Origin of the sequence: Caulobacter sp. UNC279MFTsu5.1, from assembly GCF_900114015.1 — a bacterium.
Lineage (GTDB): Bacteria > Pseudomonadota > Alphaproteobacteria > Caulobacterales > Caulobacteraceae > Caulobacter.
In genome coordinates this window covers 143,911-165,462 of sequence record NZ_FORN01000006.1, presented here as the reverse complement: position 1 = coordinate 165,462, position 21,552 = coordinate 143,911, and the positions used below count along the sequence as shown (strand labels likewise).

The window sequence follows — 21,552 nt, the reverse complement described above, 5'->3', positions numbered from 1 at the left end:
CGTGAATCCTCCCCCCTTTGGGGGAGGTGGCCCGAAGGGCCGGAGGGGGTCTTCGCGCTTGTCACTTCGGCAGGAAGTCCAGCGTGTAGGCGCTCTTGTAGTCCATGTCCTTCGGATACACCCCCTGCTCGGAGGCCACCTTGAAGAACTCGGCCCAGCGAGCGTCATCCATCTTGCCCACGCCCTGGCGCGGCACGATGCCGTACGAGCGCATCTTCTCGCGGGCCTGGTCCAGGACGTCCTGGGTCATTTCCGGATTGTCCTTGAGGATCAGGGCGTCGCCCGGCTTGGGGTCGCCGTAGAGGTAGCTGGTCCAGCCCGCCGCCGTGGCCTCGACGAAGGCCTTCACCGCCGCCGGGTTTCTGGCGATCAGGGCGTCGGGGACCAGGGCGAACGAGGCGTAGGCGGGATAGCCGTCGTCGGCCAGCAGGAAGACCTTCGGGGCGATCTTGCCCTCCTTCTGGATCAGGTAGGGCTCGGAGGTGGCGTAGCCCTGCTGGACCACCGATTTGTCGGCCAGGAACGGCGCGGCCGAGTAGTTGTACTTGCGCACCTGGTCGTCGGTGAAGCCGTGCTTGGCCTTCAGCCAGACCCAGAAGGCGGTGATCGAGGCGTCCGACAGCAGGATCGGGTGGCCCTTCATGTCGGCGATGGAATTTATCCCCTGGCCCTCGTGGGCGATCAGCACCTGCGGGTCCTTGTCCATGAAGGCGGCGACGGCTTTGACCGGGACCTTTTCCTTGGCCAGGTTCAGGACGATGAAGCTGTTGGAGCCGACGCCGACATCGACCGCGCCGGTGGCCAGCAGCTGGGGCACGTTCACGCCCGGGCCGCCCTGGATCAGGGTCACGTCCAGGCCGCGCCTGCTGTATTCGCCCGTCGCCAGCGCCTGGTAGTAGCCGCCCAGCTCGGCCTCGCCCTTCCAGTCGGTGGCCAGCTTCAGCGCCGTGCGGCCGGCGGGTTCGGCGACTTCCTTCTTGGCCGGCGAACAGGCGGCCAGGACGGCGCAGAGGGCGAGCATGGGGGCGAGAGCGGCCAGGCGCAGGATCTTCATCGTCGTCTCCCCGAAGTGCGGGGTGAAGGTAGTGGCCGGTCGCGGTCGAGGAAAGGGGTTTGGCGTCCGGCCCTACCGCCGCGCCAGCCAGCGATTGACCTTGGCGTACAGCACCTCGCGCTGCACCGGCTTGGCCACGTGGTCGACCATGCCGGCGGCGTAGCAGCGCTCGACCTGCTGGGGCAGGGCGTCGGCGCTCATGGCGATGATCGGGACCTCGCCGGCCCCGCCGTCCAGGGCGCGGATGGCCCGGGTGGCGGCCAGGCCGTCCATCTGCGGCATGTGGATGTCCATCAGGATGATGTCGAACCCGCCGCGCGCCGCCTTGGCCACGGCCTGCTCGCCGTTGTCGGCGGTCTCGACCTGGCAGCCGACCAGGCTCAGCAGGGCCGCGCCGACCTCGCGGTTCATCGGATGGTCGTCGACCAGCAGGATGCGCGCCGCGCCGGGGGCGGCGGTCGGCCGGGGCTCGCCGGCGTCGTAGGCCTCGACCTGGGGCGCCTGCAGCTCCAGCCAGAAGGCCGAGCCGTGGCCCAGGGCGCTGTCGACGCCGATCCGGCCGCCCATCAGCTCGACCAGCGCCCGGCTGATCGCCAGGCCCAGGCCCGCGCCGCCATGGGGCCGGCTGGCCGAGCCGTCGACCTGGCTGAAACGCTGGAACAGCCGGCCCTGGCGCTCGACGGCGATGCCGACGCCGGTGTCGACGATCTCGAACCTCAGCCGGTCCTCGATCTCGCCGGGCTCGATGGTCAGGCAGGCGCGAATCCTGCCCGCCTCGGTGAACTTCACCGCGTTGTTCAGCAGGTTCAACAGCACCTGGCGCAGGCGCAGGCCGTCCAGGTCGTGCAGCCCGCCGACGGGATCGGCGATGTCGACCTCGAGGCGCAGCCCCTTGTTCTCGGCCTCGGACCGGATGATGCCGACCGCGTCGTGCAGCACCGCCGCCGCCGAGGTCGGCTGGAACAGCAGCTCCACCTGGCCCGCCTCGACCCGCGAGAAGTCGAGGATGTCGTTGACGACGGTCAGCAGAGCCGTGCCGGCGCTGTCGATCAGGGCCAGCTGGCGGCGGGCGTCGGACGGCAGGTCCTGGCGTTCGACCAGCAATTGCGAGAAGCCCAGCATGCTGTTCAGCGGCGTGCGGATCTCGTGGCTCATGGTGGCCAGGAACTCGGTCTTGGCCTCGTTGGCGGCCAGGGCCCGGGCCCGGGCGGCGCGGGTCAGCTGCTCGCGGCGCACCAGCAGGCGGCGCAGGCGCTCCTGCTGGGCCAGGGCCAGGCCGGTGGCCAGGCTGGTGACGAACAGCACGCCGACGAACACCTGGACCAGCCGGTTCTGGTGGGCCTGGGACCAGTCGGTCTGGATCTGGGTGTTCCACAGCCCGCGGACGGTCAGCGGGATGGCCACGCAGGCGACGATCAGCGAGGCCTGGGCCGCGCCGCGCGGGCCCAGCCGGAAGGCGGCCAGCAGGGCGACGGGGAACAGGATGAACGGCGCGGGCAGACCCTTGGCGTGGAACACCAGCGCCGACAGGGCGGCGATCAGCAGGGCCAGGCCCAGCTGTTCCGGCATCGGGCGCTGGAAGGCGCGGCGATGCTCGCCGTCCAGCAGCACCAGGACCGCGGGCAGCACGATCGCCATGCCCAGCACCCCGCGCAGGAACCAGTCGGCCAGCACCGCCACGAACGGCAGGCCATAGGCCAGGGCCAGCGTGGTCGCGGCGACGACCGCCATGGCCAGGGTGACCGGGGCGGTCAGGGTGGTCAGCAGGGCCAGCTGCCGCATGGTTCGCACGCGCGGCGGCCCGCCGAAGAAGCGCCGGGTCACCCACCAGACCAGCAGGGCCTCGCCGACGTCGACCAGGGTGAAGAGGATCGCGCGGCCCGGGCCGTCGTCGACCATCAGGTCGATGGCCAGGTGGCTGATCACGGCGACGACCGTCAGAATCACGCGGCGGCGGAGATCCAGCACCAGCAGGCCGCCAGCCAGCAGGGCGTTGGTCGGCCATAGGGTCGCTACGCCGAGCGCGTTGCGGGTCAGGAAGTCGCTGAACGCCTGGCTGGCCAGCAACGTCATGGCCAGGACGAACAGGATCCGATCCTGCCGCCTCTGTTCCTGATGGGCGACGTTAGCCTGCATGGGAGTTCCCGTTCCCCGGACGGGAGAAATACGCGAACAGGGCCTCTAGGGTTCTTCGATACGCGACGCTGTGACGCTTTGCCGCATCCTGAGGTGCAGAGCAATCACGTCACGGTTGCGATTGGTGCTTGCGCAGCACCTCGCGCCGCCGCCAGGCGTCGATCCGCGCCATCAGCGGGGTGGCGGTGACGCCGTGGACCAGGATCGAGCAGAGGACCACGAAGCCGACGATCGCCCACAGCCGGTCCCAGCGATGGAAGTCCCCGTGGTTGAGGCCATAGGCCAGGTAGTAGAACGATCCGATCCCGCGAATGCCGAAGAAGGCCACCACCGCGCGCTCACGCCAGGAGTGCGGGGCGCCGATCAGTCCGATCCAGCCGGCCAGCGGGCGAACCACGAAGACCAGCGCCAGGCCGAACGCGATCTCCTTCCAGGTCAGGGAGCCCAGCAGCCCGCCCGCCACCGCGCCGCCCAGCAGCACCAGGACCAGCATCATCAGCAGCCGCTCCACCTGCTCGGCGAAGTCGTGCATGGCCTCGTGGAATTGATGGTCGCGCTCGGTTTCCCGCAGGGCCAGGGCGGCGACGAACACGGCCAGGAAGCCGTAGCCGTGGGCGGCCTCGGCGACGCCGTAGGCCACCAGGGTCGCGCCCAGGGCCACCAGGCCGTCGCCGGTGCCCGAGATCCGGGCGTGCGGGGCCTTGAACGTGGCCCAGCCCAGCGCCTTGCCGACCGCCCAGCCGACCCCGGCCCCCGCCGCCACGCGCCACAGCACGTCGATCGCCAGCCAGTGGGTCAGCAGCGGCGCGCCGACCACGCCGCCGGCCAGGGCGACGGCCACGGCCAGGTGCACGAACGGAAAGGCGAAGCCGTCGTTGAGGCCGGCCTCGGAGGTCAGGGCGAACCGCGCCTCGCCGTCCTCGCCCGAGCGCGGCGGGCCGACCTGGACGTCGGAGGCCAGCACCGGATCGGTGGGCGCCAGCGCGCCGCCCAGCAGCAGGGCCGAGGCCAGGGAAAGCCCCAGGCCGTGCACGCCCATCAGCGTCACCGCCAGGATGCTGAGCGGCATGGTGACGGCGATCAGCCGCCAGGACGAGTTCCAGCGCCGCCAGCCGATCCGCCGGTCGATCTTCAGGCCCGCGCCCATCAGCGAGACGATCACCACGATCTCGGTCAGCCGCTCGGTCAGGGTCGAGAATCTTAGAGGATCGGAGCGGAAGGGCAGGGCGCCGCCGTGGAACACCGCCACCCCGATCAGCACGCAGAGGATGGCCAGGGAGAGCGGCAGGCGGCTGAGCGCCATCGGCAGCCAGGCGACCAGCAGCACGACGACGCCCAGGCCCAGCAAGAACAGCAGATACGGATCGAACATCCGTTTCTAACGCGTGGGCCGCCGGACCGGAGCCATGCGCCGACCGAACCGGGTAGCGCCGGCGGGCGTTATGCCCCCGGGTCGCCAGGTCCAGGAGCTGGGAACGTCATGGACAAGCTGTTCGCCAAATTCGCCAACGCCACGGCCCGGATCACCGGCAGCCCGCCGGCCTTCCTGGTCTGCGTGCTGGTGGTCCTGGCCTGGGCCGCCAGCGGGCCGATCTTCAAGTTCTCCGAAACCTGGCAGCTGGTGATCAACACCGGCACCACGATCATCACCTTCCTGATGGTGTTCCTGATCCAGAACACCCAGAACCGCGACGGCGCGGCGCTGCAGACCAAGCTCGACGAGCTGATCCTGACCTCCGCGGCCGAAAACGACTTCATGGGCATCGAGAAACTGACCGAGAAGGAGCTGGCGGCGATGCACGCCCGCTGCACCGAGCACGCCAGGATCGCCCAGTCGCGGCTCGACAAGGTCGCCGCCGAGCGCGAGTCCCGCAAGGGCGCGAAGGCCGCGCCCAAGGCCAGGCGCGCCCCGCCCAAGCGACCGCCCGCCAAGAACGCGCCGGCGCGGCGGGTGAGGACGAGTTCGTAGGGTTTCAGATCCGGCGGAAATTCCTTCAAACCGGTGTCATCCCGGACGAGCGCCGCGCACTCTTCGGGATGACAACACTTGAGGCTTGGAGAGGAAGACTCCCTACTTCTTCTCCAGCAGCAACTGACCCTGCTTCTTCACCTGGCCGGTGATCTTGCCGGCGATCACGCCCAGCAGGCCGGGCAGGACGATCTCCATCCGCACCGACTGGTCGAACACCGTCAGCACGCCGGAGATCGGCTGGCCCATGGCCTGGGCCGAGAAGGTCAGGGCGTCGCCGGCCCAGGCTTTCTGGACATCCTTCACCATGCCGCCCGTTTGGCTGAGAAGTTGGCCGAACCCTTCCTCGATGCGGCGACGCGCCTCGGCCGCGCCTAGCTGGTGGGGAATGGTGATGGTGACCGGCTGGCTCATGCGCGTGGCGCTCCTTCTCTGATGGGTCTAACGCCCGTCAGCTCCATATGGGGGCGAACGGCCGCGGCCGATACGTCCGAACCTGACGTATCAGGGGGTGAAGGTCCGGTCATTCCCGGAGGACGCCATGACCGACATCGCCATGCCCAGCCTGTTCCAGCCCCAGCCCCGCTCGGTCCGCTTCACGCGTCCCGGCCGCCCCGGCGGCGTGCTCGGCGCGCTGAACTACGCCGGCGTGCTGCTGGTCTGGGGCGCGCTGTTCCTGGTGCGGCCGGCGCTGGCGATGCAGGTGTTCCGCGAGCGCCGCGCCGACTCGCCGATCCGCCGTCGCCACTAGCCAAACCCGGCGGACGGTGGGATTTCAGGCGGATGCAGCGCACCGTCTCGATCGCCCCCGTCAGCCACCGCCTGAAGGCCCCGTTCCGCATCTCGCGCGGGGTCAAGACCGCCGCCGAGGTGGTGGTGGTCGAGGTCGTCGAGGGCGAACTGGTCGGGCGCGGCGAGAGCGTGCCCTATGCCCGTTACGGCGAGACGGTCGACGGGGTGGTCGCCCAGCTAGGGCCCGCCGCCCAGGCCCTGCGCGACGGCGCGCGGCCGCATGACGCCCTGGCCCTGCTGGCGCCCGGCGCGGCCCGCAACGCCCTGGACTGCGCCCTCTGGGACCTGCGGGCCAAGCGCGAGGGTCTCGGCGTCGAGGCCCTGACCGCCCTGCCGGTTCCCGATCGCCTGGTCACCGCCGTCACTGTCAGCCTGGACAGTCCCGAGGCCATGGGCGCGGCCGCCCGGGCCGTGGCCTCCGCGCCGCTGATCAAGGTCAAGCTGTCGGCCGAGGATCCCGCCGCCCGCCTGCTGGCCGTGGCCAAGGCCGCGCCGGACGCCCGGCTGATCGTCGACCCCAACGAGGGCTGGGATTTCGCCCTGCTGGACGACCTCAAGCCGGTGCTGTCGGACCTCAACATCGCCTTGGTCGAACAGCCCCTGCCGGCCGGTCAGGACCAGGCGCTGGAGGGCTACGACCCGCCGTACCCGATCTGCGCCGACGAGTCGGTGCATACGGCCGAAGACCTCGCGGGGCTTAAAGGCCGCTACCGCGCGGTGAATCTCAAACTCGACAAGGCCGGCGGCCTGTCCGAGGCCCTGCTGATGCTGGAAGAGGCCCGCAACCACGGCTTCGTCCTGATGGTCGGCTGCATGGTCGCCTCGTCCCTGGCCATCGCCCCGGCCCTGCACCTGGCGGGCGCTTGCGCCTTCGCCGACCTCGACGGGCCGTGGTGGCTGGCCCAGGACCACCCCGGCGGCTGCCGGGTTGCGGACGGGCGGCTGACGCGGCCGGTCGAAGGGTTCTGGGGCGACGGCGTGACGGCGACGGGGCTGTGGCTCTAGGGCGGACCGACGTTCAGCCTTGGGGGCGAAAACCTCGTCCTTGATGTTGGTCCACCCCAGCGTGGCGTCGCGTTCGAGCCGACAGCGGTGCGGCTTGGCCCGTAGCCTCGGGGTTGAATCCAGGCTGTACTTTCGCGCGCGCCGATGTAACCTTTGATTGTATAACAATGGAGGTCGCGTCATGCGCAAGCGTTCAGTGGCTTTGGCGGCCGTCGCCACCTGCATCCTGCTCACGCCCCCGGCTCTCACGCCAAAAGCCCAGGCGTTCGGCACCATCCGCAGCCTGGGCCAGAACGCCGAGCACGAGCGCATCACGCGCAGCGGCCTGGCCTCGTTCGGCTTCGGGGCGAGCTCTCTGGACCAACTGGCCGGCAAGAACGGCGCCTGGGGCGCGGTGGGCGCGCCCGACAATCCGGCGCGGGGTCTTATGAGCAGCAAGGCCGCCCATTGCGACGGCGGCGACTTCTTCGCGCCCGGCGCCTATCCGCAGAGCGCCGCCACCGCCCAGAGCATCCTGACCTCGTGCCGCACCTACATCTACAACAACATCAACGCCGCGGTGACCGACGCCGCGGGCCTGGTGAAGCCGAACCTGCAGCTGGACAGCACCAGCATCTTCGGCGGATGCACGTTCAACGGCGTCAAGGGCCGGGCCAAGTGCAACGTGTTCGAGGACATGGGCATGGCCTTCCACGCCGCCCAGGACTTCTACTCGCACAGCAACTGGATCGACACGCCGCGCGCCACGCCGTCGATCGCCAATCCCCAGGGCCTGAACAACACCGCGCCCGCGCCGTGGCTGTCGCCGGCCGGCGGCGCATTTCCAGCGGGCCTGATCAGCGGCTGCTACGACGGCTTTCCGGAGTCGCTGTACTGCGGCGGGCGGATCAAGCACGCGGTGCTCAACAAGGACACCACCGGCACGGAACGCGGCCTGCCGGCCTATAACCGCGCCATGGACGTCGCCGCCCAGGACACCCGGGCCAAGTGGGCCTATCTGGAGAGCCGCCTGGTCGCCGTCTACGGCGCGCCGCGCGGCGCCAAGATGATCTGCGTGCTGAAGCGGGACAATCCGGGGAGCTGCTGATCATCGCGGTCCTTCTCCACCTGGCGGGGAAGACGATCGCATGCACCGAAAAACGGGTGTCATCCCGGCCTCGGGGTGCGCAAGCGGCCCGCCTAGCGGCGGGTAGCGCGAAGATCCGGGACCGGGGCCTGAGCGCATGCGCTTCCCGTGGTCCCGGATCTGCGCGTGGCTTTCGCTGGGCTTGTCCGGGATGACAGTCGTTATGGATTATATCCGATCGTCCCCCTTGCGGGCGCGGGAGCGGATGAGAGGGCTCGCGGGTCTCTCCCGCGCCCGTCGAAACGACGCTGAGACCGTAGATCTCCCTGTCCAGGCGGCGGAAAATGCAACCGCCGCGACCTGCGCCGTTCTTCCGCCGCGCGAAGCGGGCTAGGTCGTTGACCACGCCCCTCGCGAGGATTTCCATGCCCGTCGACACGCCGCCCGCCGCTGAAGCGTCCTATGTCGAGCAGGTGATCGTCACCGCCGCCCGCCTGCCGCCGGCCGCCGCCGAGGCGGCCTTCTCGGTCGTCCACCTGGGGGAGGGCGACCTGGCCAAGTCCCAGCGGGTCGACGAGGCGGTGGGCCAGACGCCGGGCGTCTCGCTGTTTCGCCGCACCTCCAGCCTGTCGGCCAATCCGACCACCCAGGGGATCAGCCTGCGGGCCATCGCCCCGTCGGGCGCGGGTCGAACCCTGGTCACCCTGGACGGCGTGCCGCTGAACGACCCGTTCGGCGGCTGGGTGATCTGGTCGCAGTTGGCCCCGGACTCCCTAGCCGGGATCGACATCGTGCGCGGCGCGGGGGCGGGACCCTACGGGGCCGGCGCCCTGACCGGCGTCATCGGGCTGAAGGAACGCGACGCCGGCATCGCCGCCGACGTCTCGCTCGGCGAGCTGGGCAGCCAACGCGCTTCGGCCGCGGCGGTCTCGACCCTGGGCCGGTTCGAATTCTTCGGCGCGGCGTCCTACGACAGGTCCGACGGCTACGTGCCGGTGCGCGGCGACGCCCGGGGCGCGGCCGACACCCGGACCGACCTGGAGGCCAAGAGCATTTCCGGCCGCGTCGACATGGCCACGCGCCTGGGCCTGCTGTCGCTGCGCGGCGGCTTCTTCGAGGAGGATCGCCGGGCGGGGCTGGCCGGGGCGGGGGCCAACGCCTCGGGCAACGTGTTCAGCGCCACCCTGGTCAAGGCCCCGCGCGGCGCGGCCCTGGGCTGGAAGCTGCAGGCCTGGCGGCGGACCAGCGACCTGTTCAACAGCTCCGTCGCCGTGGCGGCCGACCGCTCGGCCACCACCCCGGCCAACAGCCAGGACAAGACCCCGGCCACCGGCTGGGGCCTGAACGGGGCCCTGCGCCGCAAGGTCGGCGGGCTGGAATGGGAGCTGGGCGCCGACGCCCGCCTGAGCGACGGCGAGGAACGCGAGCGCTACGCCTATTCGGGCGGGACCTATGCCCGGGGCCGCGTGGCCGGCGGCAAGACCTCGGTGGTCGGGGCCTATGCCGACGGCTCGTGGAGGACCGGTCCGTGGCTGGTGGCCGGCGGCCTGCGGCTGGACCACTGGGAGACCACCGACGGCTTCCGGGTCGAGCGCAACGCCCTGACCGGGGCCGTGCTGCTGGACCAGCGTCCGGCCGACCGCGACGGCGAGGTGGTCAGCGGCCGTTTGGGCGTGACCCGCGACCTGGGCGGTGGGACGACGGCGCGCCTGGCCGGCTACACCGGCTTCCGGCCCGCCAGTCTCAACGAGCTCTACCGCCCGTTCCGGGTGGGCAACGACGTCACCGAGGCCAATGCCGGATTGAAGCCCGAGCGCCTGCAGGGGCTGGAGGCCGGCGTCTCGCACAAGGGCGACAACGGATTGATCGAGGCCACGGCGTTCTGGAACCGGATCGAGGACCCGATCGTCAACGTCACCCTGGGCGCTGGTCCGGGAACCTTCCCGATCGGCGGCTTCATCCCGGCCGGCGGCGTGCTGCGCCAGCGCCAGAACGCCGGGACCATCGACGCCGTCGGCCTGGAAGGAAGGGCCGAGCGCAAGGTCGGCGCCGTGACCCTGAGCTCGGCCTTGTCGGTCACCGACGCCCGCATCGACGGCGGTTCGACCGCCCCGCAGCTGACCGGCAAGCGCCCGGCCCAGGCCCCGGTGTGGAGCGCCACGACGGGCTTGTCGGCCGAGCTGACCGAGAAGCTGACCCTGGCCACCGACCTGACCTGGGAGGGCAAGCGGTTTGACGACGACCTCAACAGCCGCGTGCTGGATCCGGCCTGGCGCCTGGACGCCCGCCTGGATTGGCGGGTGCGGCCGCTGGTGACGGCCTATGTGGCGGGCGACAACCTGCTGGACGCCGACATCCAGACCTCGCGCACGGCCGACGGCGTGGCGGGCTATACGGCGCCGCGGATTATCCGTGTCGGACTGCGCTTGGCGATCTGACTTGCCCCCAACCTGACGGCTTCGCCGTCTGTCCGCCCCCCATAAGGGGCGGGGCCTAGAGCGCTCTTCCCTCTGGGGGAAGACGACCGCGAAGCGGTCCGAAGGGGGCAAGCGGTCACCGCACCGGCTTGCCCTCGAACACCACCTTGGCGCCCTTCTGCACCGCCGCCCCCAGCTCGGCCGCGTCCCAGTTGGTCAACCGCACGCAGCCGTGCGAGGCCCGCTTGTTGACCAGCTTGGGGTCGGGCGTGCCGTGGATGCCGTAGGTGTCCTTGGTCAGGTCGATCCAGGTCGAGCCCACCGGATTGTTCGGCCCGGGCTTGAGGGTCAGCTTGGCCTTGGGCTTGCCGAAGGTCAGGCGCGCGGGATCGAAGGTGTAGGTCGGGCGTGGGGCCACGGTGTTGACCGCCCATTCGCCGACCGGGGCGGGGCGCTCGGTGCTGCCGACCGTGGCCGGATAGACCGCCAGCAGCCTGCCGTCGTCGGCATAGGCCTTGAGCACGCCCCTGGCGTTGTCGATCTCGATGCGGGCGACCTTGCCGTCCAGGCCGTCGGGACCCAGGGCGGCGACGACGATGGTGGTTCCGGCCCTGGAGAAGTCGACACCGGGATTGAGGGCCTGCAGCAGCGGCTCGTCCATGTGGAACTTCTCGGCCAGGGCCTCCAGCGGCGAGGCGTAGCCGAGGGCCGGCAAACTGGCCATCGCCTCGTAGTCGTCCTTGGGGATGTTCGGCGTGAACGGCCCGGCCACGTCCTGCGGCGTGATCACGTAGTCGGTCAGGACCGGAGCGGCGTCGGCGACCAGGGCGTCCCAGGTCGCGGGGTTCAGCTGGCCGTCGACGGTCAGGCGGCGGGCCGCCTGGAAGGCGCCGATCGCCAGGGTCAGGTTCGAACCCTCCCGGCCGTCGATCACACCCGGCGAGATGTGGGCGCGGTCCAGCAGCACCTGGGCGCGGACCAGATAGGCCTGCTTGGCCTGCGGCGTTGTGGCGGCCGGATCGAAGGCGGCGGCGTTCACGGCCTGGGCCAGGGGCGAGGGCGCGGCCGGGGCGGGCGGGGGGGCGGCCACGGGCGGCCGCGGCGGGACCGGCGGCGCGGCGGGCTTCGCCGCCGCCGGCTTCTCCTGCCGCGGGGCGGGGTCGGAGCAGGCCGCCATGACCGCCAGGCAGCCGAGCAACAGGACGACAGGACGCAGGGGCGGGGACATGCCAAGACTCCGAGGCGGGAACGCCTTGCCCCTCTCAAGCCTTGAGGCATGGCGAAGTTCCCTTCCCGCCGAGGAGCCCCGGTTGAAGATCTTGCGTCGGCTGATCTGGGCTCTGGGCGGACTGGCGGTGCTGGTCGCCGCCTTCGTCGCGTGGGTGCTGTGGCCCGGCGCCCGGCCCGCGCCGGCCTCGCCGCCGCCCTCGGCCTCGGCGCCGCGAGAGCCGCAGGCCTATGAGCCGCCGACCTACCTGCCGTCCAACGACCCGCCGGCCGCCCCGGGCCTAGCCCGGGCCGCCGACGGGACGCCCGAGGACTGCCAGGCCGGCGGCGCCTCGGCCAGCGCCGCCCCGGTCAACGCCGCCTCTCTGGCCACCATGGCCTGGGCGCCGTTCGGCCGCGCCGAGACCGGCTGGGAGATCTACGCGCCCCGCGTCGCCCACGAGATCCAGACGGCCTGCGGCCCGGGCACGCCCCGCTTCGCCGCCGCCCTGGCCCGCTGGCAGGGCGGTCACGGCTTGAAGTCGAGCGGGACCTTCGATCCGGAGACCTTCAACGTCATGCTGACGCGCTGGCACCGGGCGCGGCCGTTCGTGATGATCAACGGCCAGGGGATCTGCCCCGGCGCGCCGCCGGTCGCCCTGCTGTCCACCGCCAGGCCCGAGGAAAGCTACGGCGGCAAGACCATCCAGCTGCGGCCGGGCGCCCTGGAGGCCTATCGCCGGATGGTCGCCGAGGCCAAGGCGGCCGGCGTGGTGCACGATCCGCGCGCCCTGACCCTGTTCTCCGGCTTCCGCGACCCCGCCGCCGACGCCGCCCGCTGCGCCCAGGACAACAATTGCCAGGGCGTGTCGCGCACCATCTGCTCGGCCCACCGCACCGGCCTGGCCATGGACCTGTTCATCGCCGCCGCGCCGGGGTTCGGCCCCGACTCCAGCTCCGACCCCAACCGGCTGGCGATGGCCAGGTCGGACGTCTATCGCTGGCTGGTCGCCAACGCCGGGCGGTTCGGCTTCGTCAACTACGGGTTCGAGCCCTGGCATTGGGAGTGGACGGGCGAGCCGATGCTGCCGGGCGTGCCGATCGCCAGCCTGCCGCTGGCCGGCTCGGGCCGGCCCGGCGACCCGCTGCTCATTCCGCCCGCAGCACCGGCGCCGGCCGTTGGGACAAGGCCAGGGCCGCCGCCAAGAGGCCCCCCGCCATCGAAAGCCCCGCCGCGCCGGCCAGCAGGATCATGACCCCGCCCCAGTCGACGCTCCAGCGGGCCTCGAACACCTTGACCACCACCGGCCAGGCGGCGGCGAAGCCCAGGGCCACGCCCGCGGCGCCGGCGATCAGCCCGACCGCGCCGTACTCGATGGCGTAGGCGGCCAGGATCTGGCCGCGCGTGGCGCCCAGCACCTTCAGGGTCGCGGCCTCGCGCGCCCGGGCCCGCGCTCCAGCGGCGATGGCCCCGGCCAGGACGAGCAGGCCCGCCAGACCCGCCACCGCCGCCGCGCCGCGCACGGCCAGGGCCAGGCGGTCGAACAGGGCGGCGGCGGCGTCCAACTGCTCGCGGACGCTGATCACGTTGACCGACGGAAAGCTGTCGCCCAGCCGGCGGGTCAGGGCGGCCTCCTGGGCCTGGCCCAGCCGGGCGATGGCGACGTTGCGCAGGTCCGCGCCCTCCAGGGCCCGGGCGTTCAGCACGACGTTGAAGTTGGGGCCGAAGCCGCCGAACTCGATCTTGCGCAGCACCGCGATTCGGGCCTCGAGGTCGCGGCCCAGGAGGGTCAGGGTGACGGTGTCGCCGACCTTCAGCCCCGCGCCCTCGGCCAGCTCGGCGTTCAGGGCCAGCAGCGGCGGGCCGGCGTAGTCGGGCGTCCACCACCGGCCGGCGACGGTCTCGCCATCTTTTGGAGCGCCGGGCAGCAGGGTCATGCCGATGTCGTTGTCGAAGGCCCAGCGCTGGCCGGGCTTGATCCTGTCCTTGTCGACCGGTTCGCCCTTCAGGCCGCTGATCCGGCCGGTGGCGAAGGGCAGGCGCAGATAGGTATCGGGCGTCAGCGGCATGACCCTGGCGACCTCGGCGTCGAAGGCGGCGGCCTGGTCGCCGGGGATCTCGGTGAACACCATGGCCGGGGCCGTGCGCGGGGCGGTGGTGGTGATCTGAGCCAGCAGGGCCGACTGGATCAGCACGACGCAGGCCAGCAAGGCCACGCCCAGGCCGATGGCCGGGCTGGCGGTGCGGGCGGCCGAGCGCGGTCCGGCCAGGTTGGCCAGGCCCAGCTTGGCGGGGCCGGCCGCCAGGCGTCGAACCTTGCCCGCGCCCCAGGCGGCCGCGCGGCCCAGGGCCCAGAGGACCGCGAACGCGACGGCCACCCCGACGATCATGATCGCGGCGGCGATCGGCGTGGGGGCGGTGGCCACGGCCAGGGCGGCCAGGCCCGCGCCGGCCAGCACCGCCCCGAGGGTCTCCAAGCCCAGCGGAACGCCGCCGCCTAAGGTCCGCCGGAACAGGGCCGAGGGCGGCGTGCGCCGCGCCCGGGCCAAGGGGACCAGCGAGAAGGCCGCCGCCGCCAGCAGGCCGAACAGTCCGGCCTTGGCCAGGGGCCAGGGATAGACCGCGAACAGGGCGGGGATCGGCAGGGACGAACCGGCGACCTGGCCCAGGATCAGCGGCGCGACCGCCCCGACCGCCAGGCCGATGGCCACGCCCAGGGCGGCCAGCAGGCTGATCTGGATCAGGTAGAGGTTGCGGATCAGCGCCCCGTCGGCGCCCAGGGCCTTGAGCACGGCGATGGAGGGCTCTCGCGTCGCGAGGTAGGCGCCGACCGCGCCCGCCACGCCCAGGCCGCCGGCCACCAGCGAGGCCAGGCCGATGAAGCCCAGGAAATATTCCAGCTGGTCGATCAGGCGGCGCGCGCCGGGGGCGGCGTCGAGGCGGTCGCGGGCCTCCAGGCCGGCCTGGGGGAACCGGGCCTGCACGGCCTTGCCGACCGCGCGCGGGTCCTGGCCGGCGGGCAGGGCGATGCGGACGGCGCGGCCGGAGAGGCCGCCAGGGGCCAGCAGGCCCGAGCGCTCCAGCACCTCGCGGCGCACCAGCACGCGCGGCCCCAGGGCGAAGCCTCGCGACAGGCCGTCCGGCTCGCTGACCAGCACGGCGGCGGCTCTCAGGGTCGCCGGCCCGGCCGTGAAGCGGTCGCCCAGCTTCAGGCGCAGGCGGTCCAGCAGGGCCGGCTCGACCGCCGCGCCGGGCACGCCGTCGCGATCGGCCAGGGCGGTCTTCAGGTCGGGCGCGCCGTCGACCTTGACGGTCCCGGCCAGAGGGAAGCGGCCGTCGACGCCGCGCAGGCTGACCAACCGCCGGTCGCCGGTCGGCGCCTCGGCCATGGCCCGCGCGGCGGCGGTGTAGGTGGTGGTTCCCAGCCGGTCGAACGCCGCGCGTTCGGCGGGCGTGAAGTCGCGGTTCTCGACCGAGAAATAGAGGTCGCCGCCCAGGATCTCGCGGGCCTGGCTGGACAGGCCGTGACGGAAGGCCTCGGCCGTCGAGCCGGCGGCGGCGATGGCGGCCACGCCCAGGGCCAGGCAGGCCAGGAAGATCCGAAAGCCCCGAACGCCCGAGCGCAGCTCGCGGGCGGCGAGGCGGAAGGAGAGCGCCGGCATCAGGCTTCGATCTTTCCGTCGCCCATCCGCGCGATGCGGTCGGCGCGCTCGGCCAGGACGGGGTCGTGGGTGACCATGACCAGGGCCGCGCCCGCCTCGGCGACGAGGTCGAACATCAGGTCGGCGACGATGGCGGCGGTCTTGGAATCCAGGTTGCCGGTCGGCTCGTCGGCGAACAGCAGGGCCGGACGGGCGGCCAGGGCGCGGGCCAGGGCCACGCGCTGCTGTTCGCCGCCCGACAGCTGGTGCGGATAGTGGGTCAGGCGGGCCGACAGCCCCACGCGGCCCAGCCACTGGCGGGCGGTGGTCAGCGCCTCCCTGGCGCCGGCGATCTCCAGCGGGGTGGCGACGTTCTCCTCGGCCGTCATGTTGGGCAGCAGGTGGAAGGCCTGGAAGACCAGGGCCGCACGGCCCCGGCGCAGGCGGGCCCGGCCGTCCTCGTCGAGCCGGGCCAGATCCTGGCCGAACAGGCGCACCGCGCCCGCGGTCGGCTGTTCCAGCCCGGCCCCGACCGCGATCAGCGACGACTTGCCCGAGCCCGACGGGCCGATCACCGCCAGCCGTTCGCCGGGCGACACGGCCAGGTCCACGCCGCGCAGGATGTTCACCGGCCCCGCCGCCGAGGGCAGGGTCAAGGTCACTTTTTCGAGAGATAGGACAGGAAGATGGGGCGCGGTGGCGGTGGTCATGAAACTTCCTGAATCCTCGCCCATTGTCCGGGCGAACGCAGAACTACATAGGAAGAGATGAGCGTCACCGCACCGCGTTTTCTCAACCGCCGGCAGACCCTGATCGGCCTGGCCGCCGCGTCGCAGATCGCCGCGACGCCGCAGGACCGGGTGGTCACGGTGCTGGGCGACTCGATCACCGCCGGCCTGGGTCTGCCGGCCAGGGACGCCATGCCCGCCCAACTGCAGGCGGCGTTGACCCGCATGAACGTCTTCGCCAGGGTGCGGGCCGCCGGCGTGTCGGGCGACACCAGCGGCGGCGGCCTGGCGCGGGTCAATTTCAGCGTCCCGCCGGACACCGCCCTGTGCGTCGTGGCCCTGGGCGGCAACGACCTGCTGCAGGGGATCGAGCCCCGCGTGACCAAGGCCAATCTACGGGCCATCCTGCTGAGGCTGCGCAGCCGCCGGATCGGCGTCGTCCTGGTCGGGGTCGGCGCGCCGCCGCTGATCGGCGCGGCCTACGCCCGGGAGTTCAACGCCGTCTATCCGGCTCTGGCTCGCGAGTTCTCGATCCCGCTCTATCCCAACATCCTGGCGGGCGTCGGCGGCTCGCGGCAGCTGATGCAGGGCGACGGCATCCATCCCAACGCGGCGGGCGCGCGGATCATCGGCGATCGCCTGGCCCCGCTGGTGGCCCAGGCGCTGAAGGCGAGGCCGCTCCGGACCGCGGCTAGGTGAAGAACGTCACCGCCACCAGCACCACGCCGGCGATCCACACCGTCTCGAACACCATCAGCGCCACGGGCCGCCAGCCGGCGGTCATCAGGTCCTTGAACGAGGTCTTCATGCCCAGGCCGGCGATGGCCGTGACCAGGCACCAGCGCGAGATCTCATTGGCGGCGTCGGTGACCGGCTTGGCCAGCCAGCCCAGGCTGTTGACGATGACCAGCGCCGCGAAGCCGACCAGGAACAGCGGCACGGTCGGCCTGGCGCCGCCGGCCGCGCCGGGACCCATGCGCGCGACCACGAAGGCGATGGTGAACACCACCGGCAGCAGCATGGTCACCCGCAGCAGCTTCACATAGGTGGCCACGTCGCCGGTGTGAGGCGAGATCATGTAGCCGGCCCCGACCACCTGGGCGACGTCGTGGATGGTGCCGCCCAGGAAGATCCCCGCCCGGGTGTGGTCCAGGTGCAGGGCCGCGGTCAGCAGCGGATAGGTGATCATGGCGATGGTCGACAGGGCGGTGACCGTGACGACCGCCAGGATGGTGTCGCGCTCGGCGTCCTTGCCGCGCGGCAGGACCGAGGCGATGGCCAGGGCCGCCGAGGCGCCGCAGATGCCGACCGCCCCGCCCGACAGCACGCCGAAGCTGGACCTCAGGCCCATCCGCCGGGCCAGGACCGCGCCCAGGGCGATGGTGGAACCGATGCCGACGATCACCGTGACGATCGGCGTCAGGCCCAGGCCGAGGATCTGGCTGGCGGTGATCCGCGCGCCCAGCAGGGCGACGCCGAACCGCAGGACGGCCTTGGACGAGAACTCGATGCCCGGGATGCAGCGGCCTTCCTGGTGCAGGAAATGGAAGGTCATGCCGAACAGCAGGGCGAACAGCATGACCGGCGCGCCGTAGTGCTGGGCCAGCCACTGCGAGGCCAGGGCGATGGTCACCGCCACCAGCACGCCGGGATAGAGCTTGATCAGGGCCGACTGGCCGGGGAAGCGGGCCCCGGCCTTGGCCGGGACGGCCGGCTCCGGCCGCGACAGCCCTTCCATGCCCTCCAGGGATTGGAACAGCGCCCGCGCGGCGGCGGTGTCGGTGTCGAGATCGGAATTCATGATCGGGCCCTGGGCCGGCGAGTCGCGCCGGTCACCCCGGATCGAGACCCGATGCGCGGGGAAGGGACAAGGGGAAATCGGCGCGGGAGGCTTGCGGCCTTCCGGCGGGCCGGAGCTTTGGCGCGTTTCTGAACGACGCCTAACAGGCCCCTCACGACGCGTTCAGCCGCCGCCCGGCACCTAGAGGACCTTGGCCGTGAGATCCACGGCGTGAAACGGAATGATTGTTATGTCGGCATCTCTTCGCGTGGTTACGGCCAATCAACGGGCGAAGGTGGCGGTGGAGACGACCGCCAGCCTGAGCGAGCGGGTCCAGGACCTCCAGGCCGAGGCGCGGCGCCTGGCCCGCGCCCATATCGACGCCTTGCGGGCCAGCCTGCTCCAGACCCAGCGGATCGCCGAGGAGATCGCCGGCGGCGGCGAGGCCTATCCCCCGGGCGTCCGCGACATCGCCCGCCGCCTGGGAGAGGACAGCGCCGCCCGGGCGATGACCATCGACGGCATCGTCTCGCGGCGCTGAGGCCATGGCCGTCTTCCCGCCGTCATCCCGGGCCCGCGGACCCGGGATGACGGTTTCGGGGAAGAGCGGCGTCAGAGCTCCCGGCCGCCGCCGCTGACGACCGGCTCGGGCTGTTGTCCGTGACCTTGGGCGTGGCCGTGCGCCGTATGCTGGTGCCTGAACATCCGGTCGACGATCTGGCCCGACCAGTTCTTGAGTTTGTCCATGAACACGAACACCACCGGGATGTAGAGCAGCGACAGGAAGGTCGAGGTGATCAGCCCGCCGATGACCGCGATGGCCATCGGGGCGCGGAACTCGACGTCGGCGCCGAACCCGACCGCGACCGGGAACATGCCCGCGGCCATGGCGACCGTGGTCATGATGATCGGCCGGGCCCGCTTGTGCGCGGCGTCCAGCAGGGCCTCCCGACGGGTCATGCCGCCCTTCATGGCCATGATCGCGTACTCGACCAGCAGGATCGAGTTCTTGGCCGCGATGCCCAGCAGCATCAGGATGCCGATCAGGGTCGACATCGAGAAGCTGCTCTTGACGAGCACCAGCAGGCCGAACGCGCCGCCGATCGCCAGGGGCAGGGCGGCCATGATGGTCACCGGGTGGGCGAAGCTGCGGAACAGCAGCACCAGCACGACGTACATCAACAGGATGCCGGTCACGAGGGCGGCGGCGAAGCCGGTGACCATCTCCTGGATGAACTCGGCGTCGCCGGCCGCCACTTCCTTGACGCCGGCCGGCAGGTTCTTGACCGAGACCAGGTCGTGAACGCGCTTGCTGGCTTCGCCGACGACGATGCCGTCGAGCTCGGCGGTGATCTCGGCCACCCGAGCCCGGTCCTGGCGCGAGATCTGCGACGGGCCCGCGCCGTAGCGCACGTCCGCCACCGCGTTCAGCGGCACCGAACCGCCGTGGCTGGTCGGGACCTTGAGGGTCTCCAGCACCGACATGTTCTCGCGCGCGTCGTCGGTCAGGCGCAGGCGGATCGGCACCTGGCGGTCGCCCAGATTGTACTTGGGCAGGGACTGGTCGATGTCGCCGATCGTGGCCACCCGCACGGCCTGGGAGATCGCGCCGGCCGAGACCCCGGCCCTGGCGGCCTGGTCGGGCTTGGGCGAGACGATGATCTCGGGCCGGGCGATGGCCGCGGTGTTGACCACGTTGGCCAGGCCCGGGACGGTGCGCATCTGGGACTCGACCGCGCGGGCGGCGGCCTCCAGCTGCGGGCCGTTGTCGCCGACCAGGCGCAGGGTGTAGCTGGAGCCGTCGCTGGGCCCGCCGCCGTTGTTGCTGCCGGCCCCGATCCGCGCGCCGGGGATCGCCTTGAACTGGTCGACCATCAGGCGGCTGAAGTCGCGCTGGCTCATCCGTTCGCCCTTGGGCGTCAGGTCGGCGGTCAGCTCGGCCTTGTTGACGCCGTCGCTGCCGACCGAGGCGTAGACCCCGGTCACCTCGGGACGGGCCAGCAGCTCGCGGGTCATGCGCTGGGCGATGGCGTCGGTCTCGTTGAGCGTCGCGCCGGGCGGCAGGGCGACGCTGAACGGCGCGCGGCCGCGGTCGGCCGCCGGCTGGAACTCGAACGGCAGGCGGGTGGCCAGGACGCCGGTGCCGATCAGCATCGGAATGGCCAGCAAGGCCACGACGATCTTGTGCGACAGCGCCCAGTTCAGGCTCTTCAGATAGGGACCCATCCACGGCGGGTCCTTGTCCGGCTTGTGGTGGGCCTTGAGCATGTAGGCGCCCATCAGCGGCGTCAGCATGCGGGCGACCACCAGCGAGAACAGAACCGAGACGCAGGCGGCCAGGGCGAAGGCCTTGAAGAACTGACCGATGATCCCGGGCATGAAGCCGACGGGCGCGAACACCGCCACGATGGTGAAGGTGGTGGCCACGACCGCTAGGCCGATCTCGTCGGCCGCCTCCATGGCCGCGTGATAGGGCGACTTGCCCCCGCGCATGTGGCGGACGATGTTCTCGATCTCGACGATGGCGTCGTCGACCAGGATGCCGACGGTCAGCGACAGGGCCAGCAGGGTGACGCCGTTCAGCGACTGGCCCAGCGGCGCCATGACCGCGAAGGTCGGGAACAGCGACAGCGGAATGGCCACGGCCGCCAGGAAGGTGGCGCGCCAGTCGCGCAGGAACAGCAGCACCACCAGCACCGCCAGCAGGGCGCCCAGGCCCAGGGCTTCCAGCGAGGCGTAGTAGCTCTGCTCGATATATTTCACGTTCGAGGTCAGCTCGATGATCTTCAGCTCGGGGTGGGCCTTGTCGAGCTTCTCAACCTCCTTGCGGACCTTCTCGGCGACCTTGACCTCGGAGGCGCCGCGCGAACGGACCATGTTGAAGGTGACGACTTCCTGGTTGTTGAAGCGCGCCTGGGTGCGCGGCTCGGCCCAGTGGTCGGTGACCTCGCCCAGGTCGCCCAGGCGCACGGTCTCGCCATTGTTCAACTGGACGCGGGTTTCGCGCAGCTGCTCGACGGTGTTGGCCGCGCCCAGGGTGCGGATGGCCCGTTCGGAGCCGGAGACCGTCACGCGGCCGCCGGGCAGGTCGGCGTTGGCCGATTGCAGGGCCTGGCTGACCTCGGCCGCCGTCACCCCGCGCGCCGCCAGGCGGTCGGGATCCAGCGCCACCTGGATCTCGCGGCTGACGCCGCCCTGGCGGTTGACCTCGCCGATGCCCTTGATGGCCAGCAGGGCGCGGCTGACGTCGTGGTCGACGAACCAACTGCGTTGCTCCGGCGTCAGGGTCGGGGCCTGGACCACGTAGGTGATCAGCGGATTGCCCGAGATGTCGATGCGCGTGACGTTGGGGAGCTGCATGTCCTGCGGCAGCGAGCTCTGCAGGTTGGACATGGCGTTGCGGACGTCGTTGGTGACCCGCTCGTGGTCGACGCCCAGCTCGAATTCGATGACGGTCGACGAAAAGCCGTCGCCGACGGTGGAGTTGATATGGCGCACCTGGCCCAGGCCCGCGATCGAGTCTTCGATCAGGCGGGTGACCTGGGTTTCCAGCTCGGTCGGCGCCGCGCCGGGACGCGCGGCGGAGACCACCACCAGCGGCAGGTCGACGTCGGGGTTGTCGTTGATCCGCATGCTGCTGAAGCCGGAGATCCCGGCGATGGTCAGCAGCACGAACAACAGCAGGACGGGGATCGGGTTCTTGATCGCCCACCGCGAGATGTTGTTGGGGTTGGGGCTGGGATTGTCCATCGCGGTC

At 71.5% G+C, this 21,552-nt stretch carries 17 protein-coding genes; 8 read left to right on the top strand and 9 right to left on the bottom strand.

Annotated elements, in window-relative coordinates; all coding sequences use genetic code 11:
- Positions 1 to 61 precede the first annotated feature (61 nt).
- The 3 genes from BM066_RS05375 to BM066_RS05365 all read right to left on the bottom strand — a co-directional run bounded on the left by BM066_RS05375 (position 62) and on the right by BM066_RS05365 (position 4,562).
- Positions 62 to 1,021 (bottom strand): ABC transporter substrate-binding protein, encoded by a 960-nt coding sequence (locus BM066_RS05375; protein WP_089925036.1) that lies wholly within the window; start codon positions 1,019 to 1,021, stop codon positions 62 to 64.
- 105 nt (positions 1,022 to 1,126) lie between these two features.
- A complete protein-coding gene (locus tag BM066_RS05370; RefSeq protein WP_089924929.1) occupies positions 1,127 to 3,190 on the bottom strand; it encodes a hybrid sensor histidine kinase/response regulator in 2,064 nt (687 codons plus the stop codon).
- Positions 3,191 to 3,299: 109 nt separating this feature from the next.
- Positions 3,300 to 4,562: a cation:proton antiporter gene (locus BM066_RS05365; protein WP_089924925.1), complete on the bottom strand. Its 1,263-nt coding sequence runs from the start codon at positions 4,560 to 4,562 to the stop codon at positions 3,300 to 3,302.
- Positions 4,563 to 4,670: 108 nt separating this feature from the next.
- Between BM066_RS05365 and BM066_RS05360 the strand changes: the two genes are divergently transcribed.
- Positions 4,671 to 5,159 carry a low affinity iron permease family protein gene (locus tag BM066_RS05360; protein ID WP_089924922.1) on the top strand — a complete coding sequence of 163 codons (489 nt, stop codon included), beginning with the start codon at positions 4,671 to 4,673 and terminating at the stop codon, positions 5,157 to 5,159.
- A 102-nt stretch (positions 5,160 to 5,261) separates the two neighbouring features.
- Here the strand turns inward: BM066_RS05360 and BM066_RS05355 are convergent, their stop codons facing one another.
- Positions 5,262 to 5,573 (bottom strand): polyhydroxyalkanoic acid system family protein, encoded by a 312-nt coding sequence (locus BM066_RS05355; RefSeq protein WP_089924919.1) that lies wholly within the window; start codon positions 5,571 to 5,573, stop codon positions 5,262 to 5,264.
- Between the two features lie 127 nt (positions 5,574 to 5,700).
- Here BM066_RS05355 and didA point away from each other — a divergent pair, with 127 nt between their 5' ends.
- The 4 genes from didA to BM066_RS05335 all read left to right on the top strand — a co-directional run bounded on the left by didA (position 5,701) and on the right by BM066_RS05335 (position 10,460).
- Positions 5,701 to 5,910 (top strand): DNA damage-induced SOS-independent cell division inhibitor A, encoded by a 210-nt coding sequence (gene didA, locus BM066_RS05350; RefSeq protein ID WP_089924916.1) that lies wholly within the window; start codon positions 5,701 to 5,703, stop codon positions 5,908 to 5,910.
- A 32-nt stretch (positions 5,911 to 5,942) separates the two neighbouring features.
- Positions 5,943 to 6,956 carry an N-acetyl-D-Glu racemase DgcA gene (gene dgcA / locus BM066_RS05345; RefSeq protein WP_089924913.1) on the top strand — a complete coding sequence of 338 codons (1,014 nt, stop codon included), beginning with the start codon at positions 5,943 to 5,945 and terminating at the stop codon, positions 6,954 to 6,956.
- 181 nt (positions 6,957 to 7,137) lie between these two features.
- On the top strand, positions 7,138 to 8,043 hold the full coding sequence (locus tag BM066_RS05340) for a hypothetical protein (protein ID WP_089924909.1): 906 nt from the start codon (positions 7,138 to 7,140) through the stop codon (positions 8,041 to 8,043).
- Between the two features lie 404 nt (positions 8,044 to 8,447).
- Positions 8,448 to 10,460 carry a TonB-dependent receptor gene (locus BM066_RS05335; protein WP_089924907.1) on the top strand — a complete coding sequence of 671 codons (2,013 nt, stop codon included), beginning with the start codon at positions 8,448 to 8,450 and terminating at the stop codon, positions 10,458 to 10,460.
- A 115-nt stretch (positions 10,461 to 10,575) separates the two neighbouring features.
- On the opposite strand, the gene BM066_RS05330 is transcribed toward BM066_RS05335, so the two are convergent.
- Positions 10,576 to 11,667 (bottom strand): L,D-transpeptidase family protein, encoded by a 1,092-nt coding sequence (locus BM066_RS05330; protein ID WP_089924904.1) that lies wholly within the window; start codon positions 11,665 to 11,667, stop codon positions 10,576 to 10,578.
- Between the two features lie 82 nt (positions 11,668 to 11,749).
- On the opposite strand from BM066_RS05330, the gene BM066_RS05325 reads away from it, so the two are divergent.
- On the top strand, positions 11,750 to 12,901 hold the full coding sequence (locus BM066_RS05325) for a M15 family metallopeptidase (protein ID WP_089924901.1): 1,152 nt from the start codon (positions 11,750 to 11,752) through the stop codon (positions 12,899 to 12,901).
- Here BM066_RS05325 and BM066_RS05320 read toward each other — a convergent pair.
- Positions 12,795 to 15,308: an ABC transporter permease gene (locus BM066_RS05320; RefSeq protein ID WP_089924899.1), complete on the bottom strand. Its 2,514-nt coding sequence runs from the start codon at positions 15,306 to 15,308 to the stop codon at positions 12,795 to 12,797. The two genes, BM066_RS05325 and BM066_RS05320, sit on opposite strands and share 107 nt — an antisense overlap.
- Positions 15,308 to 15,997, bottom strand: coding sequence for an ABC transporter ATP-binding protein (locus BM066_RS05315; RefSeq protein ID WP_089924896.1), 690 nt, complete (start codon positions 15,995 to 15,997; stop codon positions 15,308 to 15,310). Before BM066_RS05315 ends, BM066_RS05320 begins: the two co-directional genes overlap by 1 nt.
- A 57-nt stretch (positions 15,998 to 16,054) precedes the next feature.
- Here BM066_RS05315 and BM066_RS05310 point away from each other — a divergent pair, with 57 nt between their 5' ends.
- A complete protein-coding gene (locus tag BM066_RS05310; RefSeq protein ID WP_089924893.1) occupies positions 16,055 to 16,714 on the top strand; it encodes an arylesterase in 660 nt (219 codons plus the stop codon).
- Here BM066_RS05310 and BM066_RS05305 read toward each other — a convergent pair.
- Positions 16,707 to 17,816: a YeiH family protein gene (locus tag BM066_RS05305; RefSeq protein ID WP_089924890.1), complete on the bottom strand. Its 1,110-nt coding sequence runs from the start codon at positions 17,814 to 17,816 to the stop codon at positions 16,707 to 16,709. The two genes, BM066_RS05310 and BM066_RS05305, sit on opposite strands and share 8 nt — an antisense overlap.
- Positions 17,817 to 18,045: 229 nt before the next feature.
- Here BM066_RS05305 and BM066_RS05300 point away from each other — a divergent pair, with 229 nt between their 5' ends.
- A complete protein-coding gene (locus BM066_RS05300) occupies positions 18,046 to 18,336 on the top strand; it encodes a hypothetical protein (protein ID WP_255367487.1) in 291 nt (96 codons plus the stop codon).
- A gap of 71 nt (positions 18,337 to 18,407) precedes the next feature.
- Here BM066_RS05300 and BM066_RS05295 read toward each other — a convergent pair whose 3' ends face one another.
- Positions 18,408 to 21,545 carry an efflux RND transporter permease subunit gene (locus BM066_RS05295; protein WP_089924884.1) on the bottom strand — a complete coding sequence of 1,046 codons (3,138 nt, stop codon included), beginning with the start codon at positions 21,543 to 21,545 and terminating at the stop codon, positions 18,408 to 18,410.
- Between the last annotated feature and the right edge of the window lie 7 nt (positions 21,546 to 21,552).

What these genes read in the sequence shown, in the direction of transcription:
- BM066_RS05375 (WP_089925036.1), bottom strand. Translation starts at nt 1,021, where the DNA reads ATGCTCGCCCTCTGCGCCGTCCTGGCCGCCTGTTCGCCGGCCAAGAAG.
- BM066_RS05370 (WP_089924929.1), bottom strand. Translation starts at nt 3,190, where the DNA reads ATGCAGGCTAACGTCGCCCATCAGGAACAGAGGCGGCAGGATCGGATC.
- BM066_RS05365 (WP_089924925.1), bottom strand. Translation starts at nt 4,562, where the DNA reads ATGTTCGATCCGTATCTGCTGTTCTTGCTGGGCCTGGGCGTCGTCGTG.
- BM066_RS05360 (WP_089924922.1), top strand. Translation starts at nt 4,671, where the DNA reads ATGGACAAGCTGTTCGCCAAATTCGCCAACGCCACGGCCCGGATCACC.
- BM066_RS05355 (WP_089924919.1), bottom strand. Translation starts at nt 5,573, where the DNA reads ATGAGCCAGCCGGTCACCATCACCATTCCCCACCAGCTAGGCGCGGCC.
- didA (WP_089924916.1), top strand. Translation starts at nt 5,701, where the DNA reads ATGACCGACATCGCCATGCCCAGCCTGTTCCAGCCCCAGCCCCGCTCG.
- dgcA (WP_089924913.1), top strand. Translation starts at nt 5,943, where the DNA reads ATGCAGCGCACCGTCTCGATCGCCCCCGTCAGCCACCGCCTGAAGGCC.
- BM066_RS05340 (WP_089924909.1), top strand. Translation starts at nt 7,138, where the DNA reads ATGCGCAAGCGTTCAGTGGCTTTGGCGGCCGTCGCCACCTGCATCCTG.
- BM066_RS05335 (WP_089924907.1), top strand. Translation starts at nt 8,448, where the DNA reads ATGCCCGTCGACACGCCGCCCGCCGCTGAAGCGTCCTATGTCGAGCAG.
- BM066_RS05330 (WP_089924904.1), bottom strand. Translation starts at nt 11,667, where the DNA reads ATGTCCCCGCCCCTGCGTCCTGTCGTCCTGTTGCTCGGCTGCCTGGCG.
- BM066_RS05320 (WP_089924899.1), bottom strand. Translation starts at nt 15,308, where the DNA reads ATGCCGGCGCTCTCCTTCCGCCTCGCCGCCCGCGAGCTGCGCTCGGGC.
- BM066_RS05315 (WP_089924896.1), bottom strand. Translation starts at nt 15,997, where the DNA reads ATGACCACCGCCACCGCGCCCCATCTTCCTGTCCTATCTCTCGAAAAA.
- BM066_RS05310 (WP_089924893.1), top strand. Translation starts at nt 16,055, where the DNA reads ATGAGCGTCACCGCACCGCGTTTTCTCAACCGCCGGCAGACCCTGATC.
- BM066_RS05305 (WP_089924890.1), bottom strand. Translation starts at nt 17,816, where the DNA reads ATGAATTCCGATCTCGACACCGACACCGCCGCCGCGCGGGCGCTGTTC.
- BM066_RS05300 (WP_255367487.1), top strand. Translation starts at nt 18,046, where the DNA reads ATGTCGGCATCTCTTCGCGTGGTTACGGCCAATCAACGGGCGAAGGTG.
- BM066_RS05295 (WP_089924884.1), bottom strand. Translation starts at nt 21,545, where the DNA reads ATGGACAATCCCAGCCCCAACCCCAACAACATCTCGCGGTGGGCGATC.